This is a genomic window from Metabacillus sp. SLBN-84, assembly GCF_053629595.1.
Genome location: NZ_JBRJIP010000003.1, coordinates 61,756 through 68,576, shown reverse-complemented (window position 1 = coordinate 68,576; position 6,821 = coordinate 61,756). Strand labels below are relative to the sequence as shown.

The 6,821-nt window shown below is 44.1% G+C and carries 9 protein-coding genes and 1 rRNA gene; 2 read left to right on the top strand and 8 right to left on the bottom strand.

Annotated elements, in window-relative coordinates; all coding sequences use genetic code 11:
* Positions 1-469, bottom strand: a 16S ribosomal RNA gene (locus RKD52_RS20665); the annotation flags it as partial.
* 241 nt (positions 470-710) lie between these two features.
* Complete coding sequence (locus tag RKD52_RS20660) at positions 711-923, bottom strand: hypothetical protein (protein ID WP_454101319.1); 213 nt, start codon at positions 921-923, stop codon at positions 711-713.
* Positions 924-1,044: 121 nt separating this feature from the next.
* On the opposite strand from RKD52_RS20660, the gene pdaB reads away from it, so the two are divergent.
* Complete coding sequence (gene pdaB, locus RKD52_RS20655; protein ID WP_029282748.1) at positions 1,045-1,809, top strand: polysaccharide deacetylase family sporulation protein PdaB; 765 nt, start codon at positions 1,045-1,047, stop codon at positions 1,807-1,809.
* A 35-nt stretch (positions 1,810-1,844) separates the two neighbouring features.
* Here pdaB and RKD52_RS20650 read toward each other — a convergent pair whose 3' ends face one another.
* The gene (locus RKD52_RS20650; RefSeq protein WP_454101318.1) at positions 1,845-2,450 is read right to left on the bottom strand and encodes a KinB-signaling pathway activation protein; all 606 of its coding nucleotides are present in this window, start codon (positions 2,448-2,450) and stop codon (positions 1,845-1,847) included.
* A gap of 139 nt (positions 2,451-2,589) precedes the next feature.
* Between RKD52_RS20650 and gerD the strand changes: the two genes are divergently transcribed.
* Positions 2,590-3,231, top strand: a complete 642-nt coding sequence (gerD, locus tag RKD52_RS20645) for a spore germination lipoprotein GerD (RefSeq protein ID WP_454101317.1) — start codon at positions 2,590-2,592, stop codon at positions 3,229-3,231.
* 166 nt (positions 3,232-3,397) lie between these two features.
* On the opposite strand, the gene RKD52_RS20640 is transcribed toward gerD, so the two are convergent.
* From RKD52_RS20640 to rplM, 5 genes are all read right to left on the bottom strand, one after another.
* Positions 3,398-4,456, bottom strand: a complete 1,059-nt coding sequence (locus tag RKD52_RS20640) for a P-loop NTPase (protein WP_454101316.1) — start codon at positions 4,454-4,456, stop codon at positions 3,398-3,400.
* A gap of 112 nt (positions 4,457-4,568) precedes the next feature.
* Positions 4,569-5,282, bottom strand: a complete 714-nt coding sequence (cwlD, locus tag RKD52_RS20635; protein ID WP_454101315.1) for an N-acetylmuramoyl-L-alanine amidase CwlD — start codon at positions 5,280-5,282, stop codon at positions 4,569-4,571.
* Positions 5,283-5,355: 73 nt separating this feature from the next.
* Positions 5,356-5,796 carry a DUF2521 family protein gene (locus RKD52_RS20630; RefSeq protein WP_029566217.1) on the bottom strand — a complete coding sequence of 147 codons (441 nt, stop codon included), beginning with the start codon at positions 5,794-5,796 and terminating at the stop codon, positions 5,356-5,358.
* Between the two features lie 135 nt (positions 5,797-5,931).
* Positions 5,932-6,324 (bottom strand): 30S ribosomal protein S9, encoded by a 393-nt coding sequence (gene rpsI / locus RKD52_RS20625; protein WP_454101314.1) that lies wholly within the window; start codon positions 6,322-6,324, stop codon positions 5,932-5,934.
* Positions 6,325-6,344: 20 nt separating this feature from the next.
* Complete coding sequence (rplM, locus tag RKD52_RS20620) at positions 6,345-6,782, bottom strand: 50S ribosomal protein L13 (protein WP_454101313.1); 438 nt, start codon at positions 6,780-6,782, stop codon at positions 6,345-6,347.
* Positions 6,783-6,821 lie beyond the last annotated feature (39 nt).

Sequence of the window (6,821 nt, the reverse complement as noted above, 5' to 3'; positions counted from 1 at the left end):
ACCGGCAGTTACTCCGGCACTTGTTCTTCCCTGACAACAGAGTTTTACGATCCGAAAACCTTCATCACTCACGCGGCGTTGCTCCGTCAGACTTTCGTCCATTGCGGAAGATTCCCTACTGCTGCCTCCCGTAGGAGTCTGGGCCGTGTCTCAGTCCCAGTGTGGCCGATCACCCTCTCAGGTCGGCTACGCATCGTTGCCTTGGTGAGCCGTTACCTCACCAACTAGCTAATGCGCCGCGGGCCCATCTGTAAGTGACAGCCGAAACCGTCTTTGAATGTCAAACCATGCGGTTTGACATAGTATCCGGTATTAGCTCCGGTTTCCCGGAGTTATCCCAGTCTTACAGGCAGGTTGCCCACGTGTTACTCACCCGTCCGCCGCTGATCTCCGAAGAGATCCGCTCGACTTGCATGTATTAGGCACGCCGCCAGCGTTCGTCCTGAGCCAGGATCAAACTCTCCGAAGAAAATTTGTGACTCATAAATGTTGCTGACTTAAAAAATTTAAAACGTTTGGTGCGCTTTTGGTTTTGTTTAGTTTTCAAAGATCATTTTCGCTCGTCAGTGGTGACGGCTTATATAATTTAACATGGTGACCATCACTGTGTCAACAGGATTTTTTGAAGTTTTTTAAGACTTTAAAAATTCATTTGTTTCTCAGCGACGAAGAATAATATACCACCATTTCCACTTCAAGGTCAATATGTTTTATAAATTATTTTGCATAAAATGAAAATCAATTTTCCCGCTTATGATTTTGTATAAGTTGCCCAGCAATTCTCTTTTTTCAAGAAGTGATCTTTTTTGAACAAATGTGAGACTGTCGTCAATAAGAATATTGCTTATGATCTGAAGTTCCTGTTCAAGCAGCAGCTCCATTTCCTGAGCTTCTTTATCATTGAAGATAAACCCTTTTGACATATGATCCTCCTCTAAGATGCGTAAGTTTTATCATTATGGCACAACTTGAATTTTTCTAATCATATTCTTCACAGCTTGGCATACATATGAGACAAGAACATTAGGGACGGGGCTGATCAGAATGAACAATTTCTATGTACTGCATATAAAAAAAGTGAAACAGCTGCTCATCATTGTAATTGCCGCTCTCTTTACTGCCGGTATTTTATATATAGAAAATGTCCTTCAATTTCCTGTTTTCTCAACAGCAGACGGGCCAAAGGCTGTTTTTAGGGGAGAAGAGAAAGCAAACAGCGTTTCCCTTACGTTTGACATCAGCTGGGGGGATGAAAAGGCAAAGCCGATTCTTGATACTCTGAAGAAAAATGGTGTGACAAATGCGACCTTTTTTCTTTCAGCAGCCTGGGCTGAGCGGCACCCTGAGATAGTGAAGCAAATTGTAAAGGATGGACACCAGGTCGGGAGCATGGGATATGCCTATAAAAACTACACCTCGCTTGAGGCAGATGAAATACGGCGTGATATTCTCATGGCGCAGGATGTATTCAGCGAACTCGGACTGAAAGATATTAAACTTCTCCGGCCGCCTACAGGTAACTTCAATCAGGAGATCCTGACGATTGCCGAAAGATACGGATACACTGTCGTTCATTATAGTGTAGATTCAGATGACTGGACCAATCCCGGTGTCAGCACCATTGTGAAAAATGTAAATGATGCGGTTCAGGGAGGAGATATTATTCTGCTTCATGCCTCTGATTCCGCCAAGCAGACACAGAAGGCACTTCCGCAAATTGTTGAAGGGCTGAAACAAAAAGGCCTGAATAACGTGACGGTAGCGGATTTAATTTCGGGAGGAACAGCCAAATCAACGGAAGTTAAATAACCTTATGAAAAAAGCTAAGCCTTGAATAACAGGGCTTAGCTTTTTTTAGCTTGTGATAATTTAGATAAGAGCAGCAGCTGATAGGCATTGCATAGAAGCAGCGGAATCAGCATTAAGTACAGCCAGTCACCTTCATTTACCCGCAATGCAGGCACCCATTCGACCGTTGTAACGACTGTCATAAAAAACAGGGCCGGTATGAAAGCCATCTTGTTTGTCTGTTTCATCTTGATATAAGCGACCGCTGCACTGAATAACAGCAAAAAGAAGGCAACTATGATATAAGGAACAGCTGAATCACCTTCTGCTGCAAACAGCTGATAGCGGAAATAGACCAGATCAAAGATGACAAACAGTATCAGGACAATTTGAATGGCATTCCATAAAGCAGCCGTACGAAAGATTCCAAGTCCGAACCGGTGAATCGTCAAATAGGCGAAAAATCCCATTTGGCTGATGATGCTGAAAATAAATCCGACTCCAACGAGCCAAAGCAAAATGGAGAGAATCTCAACAATGTCAAACGATAAGAAAAACTCTTTATAATCTCCCCATCTTAAGGCAAAACCAGTAATACTCGTAGTGATGCCGCCGACAAGCAGAGTCGATAAAAATAACCGAACCCAATTTCTACTGTTCACAATTGTATCCCCCAATATGTATTCTACTCCAAAAATTTTACCAGTGTCTTTTGTAAAAAGCTATGTTAATTACCAGTATTAAAACAGGCCGATTCATTCATATTAGAAATAAGCAACTTTAAATGGAAAGGAGCTTTGCATGATGGAAAAGCGAAGGTTGCTCTCAATTCTGACACTTACAGCCATGTGTTTTTTCCTCGCGAGCTGCGCACCTAAAGATCAGCCTTCAGGACAGCTCGATTATGAAGAAACAAAGAAAATGGTTGTCGATATTTTAAAAACCGATGACGGAAAAAAAGCCATTCAGGAAATCCTTAAAAATGATGATATGAAGCAAAACCTGATCATGGATCAGAAAGTTGTCTCTGACACCATTTCCAAAACCCTGACGTCTGAAAAGGGACAGGAGTTCTGGAAAAAAACATTTGAAGATCCAAAGTTCAGTGAAAGTTTTGCAAAAAGCCTTCAGACCGAACACGAGAAGGTTATTAAAGGGCTGATGAAAGACCCGGAGTATCAAAAGATGCTCATTGGCGTCCTTGAAAATCCTGAGATGGAGAAACAGACGATGAAAGTTCTCCAAAGCCAGGAATACCGCAAACACCTTCAGGAGGTCATCACAGAGACGATTGAAAGTCCCCTGTTTAAAGCCAAGCTTGAAGAAACTCTGCTGAAAGCAGCTAAAGAAACGAACCAGCAGGGCGGCGGAGGCTCAGGCGGCAGCGGAGAGGACTCAGGGCAAGGCGGCAAGTCCGAAGAATCCGGACAAGGCGGCCAGTAGAGAAAAGCGCCCTGCTCAGGGACCGACAGACAGAAAAGGACCCGGCTGAAAAGTCCGGGTTTGACTTTTCCGCCGGATCCGCTGCGCCGGAGTACCGGGGCGCTGGACAATTACGCTCTAAATGTCACATACCTTTAGCAAAGCGCCAAAACGTTGGCGCTTTTGTTTATACATTTACAGGCACAATCTCTGCAACCTTTTTAGCGATTGATGAGTAGATCTCTCCAGTAGGATGATCTGCTGCATATATGGAAGGAGCAAAGTCCTTTTCGTTCCAGTCAGGCTGCTGAAGCGGAATATTTCCAAGCACAGGGACATTAAGCTCCTGTCCAAGCTTTTCTCCTCCGCCTTTGCCGAAGACATACTCTTTTTCTCCTGTTGTTCTGCTTTCAAAATAGGACATGTTTTCAACGACACCAATCACTTCATGATCAGTTCTAAGCGCCATGGCACCCGCTCTTGCTGCAACAAAAGCAGCTGTAGGATGCGGAGTCGTTACAATGATTTCTTTGCAGGAAGGAAGCATTGCATGGACATCAAGCGCTACGTCTCCGGTGCCCGGAGGAAGGTCTAAAAGCAGATAGTCAAGATCTCCCCACTCTACTTCCTGAAAGAAGTTATTCAGCATTTTTCCAAGCATCGGCCCTCTCCAGATAACCGGTGCATTATCCTCTACAAAAAAGCCCATAGAGATGACCTGGACGCCAAAACGCTCAACCGGAATAATTCTCTCTCCCCTTACAACAGGACGTTTCGTAATACCCATCATGTCCGGCACACTGAATCCGTAAATATCCGCATCAATAAGTCCGACTTTTTTGCCGAGACGGGCAAGAGCCACAGCTAAATTAACGGAAACAGTCGATTTTCCGACGCCGCCTTTACCGCTGGCAATTGCAATGTAGACAGGCTGCTTGGCTGATGACAGCAGAGAGGGATCCTCTTGTTTAGGCGCCTGATATTTTGCTGTTACTTCCTGGGGAAGTTCTGTAAAGCGAAGACCGACTGTGCCTGCGCCTGCTTCTTTAAGTTTTGCGACAATCTCCTGCTGAAGCTGCATCTGCTCAGACGTCCCTGTCTTTGCAATACCGATTTTCATGCTGATATGGTTTTTCTCAGCTTTCACTGAAATTTCTTCTATGGCATTCAGTTCTTCAAGGCTTCTATGTAAAAAAGGTTCTTTTAGTTCTCCGACGATTTTGCGAGCTGTTTGCTCATTCAGCATGTTAACCACCCTTTGTTGTATTCGTTTTCATCAGTATATCATAATTTGAAAGAAAATTGGGACTCCTGGGTTTATAGCTTAAGGCATTCAGGGAAAACAAAAAAATCCATCCCTACTCAGGAGGATTTTTTTCGTTCGTCATATAGCGCAGGATGCCGTTATAAATAGAAGCCGCCACTTTATCCTGATATTCATCGGTGCCAAGAAGGCGCGCTTCATCGGGATTAGACAGAAAACCCACTTCTACCAGAGCACCAGGCTTATCGATGTGTTTCATCAGGTAAATCGTATTCATCTGCTTGGCTTTGCGGTCAGTGTTCTCCAGGTTGCGCCTTAGTTCATCCTGAATAAATTTTGCAAGCACCTGGTTTTCTTCCATTTTGGAATGGTAGAACGTTTGTGCCCCGCTCCACTGTCTGGATGGAATAGCATTAAGATGAATACTTAAATACATATCTGCTTCAGAGTCGTTAATCAGCTCGAGGCGCTTTCTCAGGTCCTCACCTTTTCTTTTTGAATAGCCCTTCGTACTCTTATCCGCAAGGTCTGTATCTCTTTCTCGTGTGAGAAGGACGAGTGCCCCCTGTTCCTGCAGGTAGTCTCTGATCTGCTTTGAAATGGCAAGGGCAATGTCTTTTTCCAGATGCTCCGTTCCTACCGCTCCGCCGTCCGGCCCGCCGTGTCCGGGATCTATGTAGATAACCTTTCCTGTCAGCGGCAGATTCCAGGACTTCCAAGAGCTGTCGTTATTAAATTGAAATTGAAATAATAAAAGCAATAAGATAAAGCCTGCCCCAAAGCCAAACCATCTCAGCTTGTTTTTCATTTTTCCCACCCTCCTGCCCGTCCTTTACCACTATATGGCGGACAAACAGGAAATATGATTAGGCAATAGCGTTTTAATGAAGTCTGAGCTTCAGCCTCTTTGCTCCTTTTTCAAACCCTTCTGACCACCATGAATGAATCAAGTGCTCACATGCATAGTAAACCGATTCGTTTTTAAAATCATCACCGTGGTTTCCCCATATGAGCATGTAATCAAATAGTTGGTCAGTTAACTCTTTTTCCTCCCGGCTTGACCTCATGCTGACTGACTTCTGCGGTTCGCCGTAATAGCCGAATCTGCTGTAGCTGGCACCGAGCAGGAAGGCTTCTATAGAATAATCGATGCAGCCTTCTTCAATGGCGGAATAATCAATCGATCCTGAATGCATATAGACACCGAAACACTCATAGGCTTTCGCCTTCAGCTGGGTGAGTGTCAATTCTTTCAGGATAATGCGCTCATAGTTTATTTGCTTTTCTCTTCGTTTATCTGAAAGTGAAGTAATCTTTTCCATGATGTATATGCCCCCTCAGTCTATTGTTTTTCCGGGGCCCGGTTTCATGCGAGGTAAAGATTGTCTGCGGGTGATGAATTTTTTGGGGGAAAATAAAAAACCACAGCAGAACCGCTGTGGTTTTTGAAGAAAAAATTAACGTTTTGAGAACTGAGGTGCACGACGAGCGCCTTTAAGACCGTATTTTTTACGTTCTTTCATACGAGCGTCACGAGTCAGAAGACCTGCACGCTTAAGAGTGCCGCGATATTCTGGATCTGCTTCTAAAAGTGCACGTGAGATGCCGTGACGGATAGCGCCAGCCTGGCCAGCGAATCCACCGCCATTAACATTTACTAAAACATCATAGCTTCCAGCTGTTTCAGTTAAGTTAAGCGGTTGTTTGATGTCTTCGATTAGAGCTGCGAAAGGGATATAGTCTTTTACTTCACGATCGTTGATAACAATACGGCCTTCGCCTGGAACGAGACGAACACGCGCTACTGAGCTTTTACGACGGCCAGTACCGTAATATTGAACCTGTGCCAAATTAATAACCTCCTTAATAATTAACCGCGAAGTTCGTAAACTTCAGGTTGTTGTGCTTGGTGTGGATGCTCGTTGCCTGCATATACATGCAGCTTTTTGTACATTTGACGTCCTAGAGAACCTTTAGGAAGCATTCCGCGAATTGCTAGTTCAAGCATTTTCTCAGAGTAGTTTGTACGCATTTCAAGAGCAGTTCTTGATTTTAGTCCGCCTGGGAATTGGCTGTGACGGTAGTAGATCTTGTCAGTCAGTTTCTTTCCAGTCAGTTCGATTTGTGCTGCATTGATGATAATTACATGATCACCAGTGTCTACGTGTGGTGTATAAGTTGGTTTGTGTTTTCCGCGAAGAACAGATGCAATTTCGCTGGCAAGACGACCTAGAGTTTTGCCTGCAGCATCTACCACGAACCATTTACGTTCAACTTCAGTTGCTTTCGCCATATATGTTGTACGCATGATTTTCCCTCCAATATCTTTCATTTAAAATTTAATCAT

Coding starts and splice junctions, on each gene's coding strand:
- cwlD (WP_454101315.1), bottom strand. CDS start 5,282: ATGAAAAACAAGCTGAGATGGTTTGGCTTTGGGGCAGGCTTTATCTTA.
- RKD52_RS20660 (WP_454101319.1), bottom strand. CDS start 923: ATGTCAAAAGGGTTTATCTTCAATGATAAAGAAGCTCAGGAAATGGAG.
- rplM (WP_454101313.1), bottom strand. CDS start 6,782: ATGCGTACAACATATATGGCGAAAGCAACTGAAGTTGAACGTAAATGG.
- gerD (WP_454101317.1), top strand. CDS start 2,590: ATGATGGAAAAGCGAAGGTTGCTCTCAATTCTGACACTTACAGCCATG.
- RKD52_RS20640 (WP_454101316.1), bottom strand. CDS start 4,456: ATGCTGAATGAGCAAACAGCTCGCAAAATCGTCGGAGAACTAAAAGAA.
- RKD52_RS20630 (WP_029566217.1), bottom strand. CDS start 5,796: ATGGAAAAGATTACTTCACTTTCAGATAAACGAAGAGAAAAGCAAATA.
- pdaB (WP_029282748.1), top strand. CDS start 1,045: ATGAACAATTTCTATGTACTGCATATAAAAAAAGTGAAACAGCTGCTC.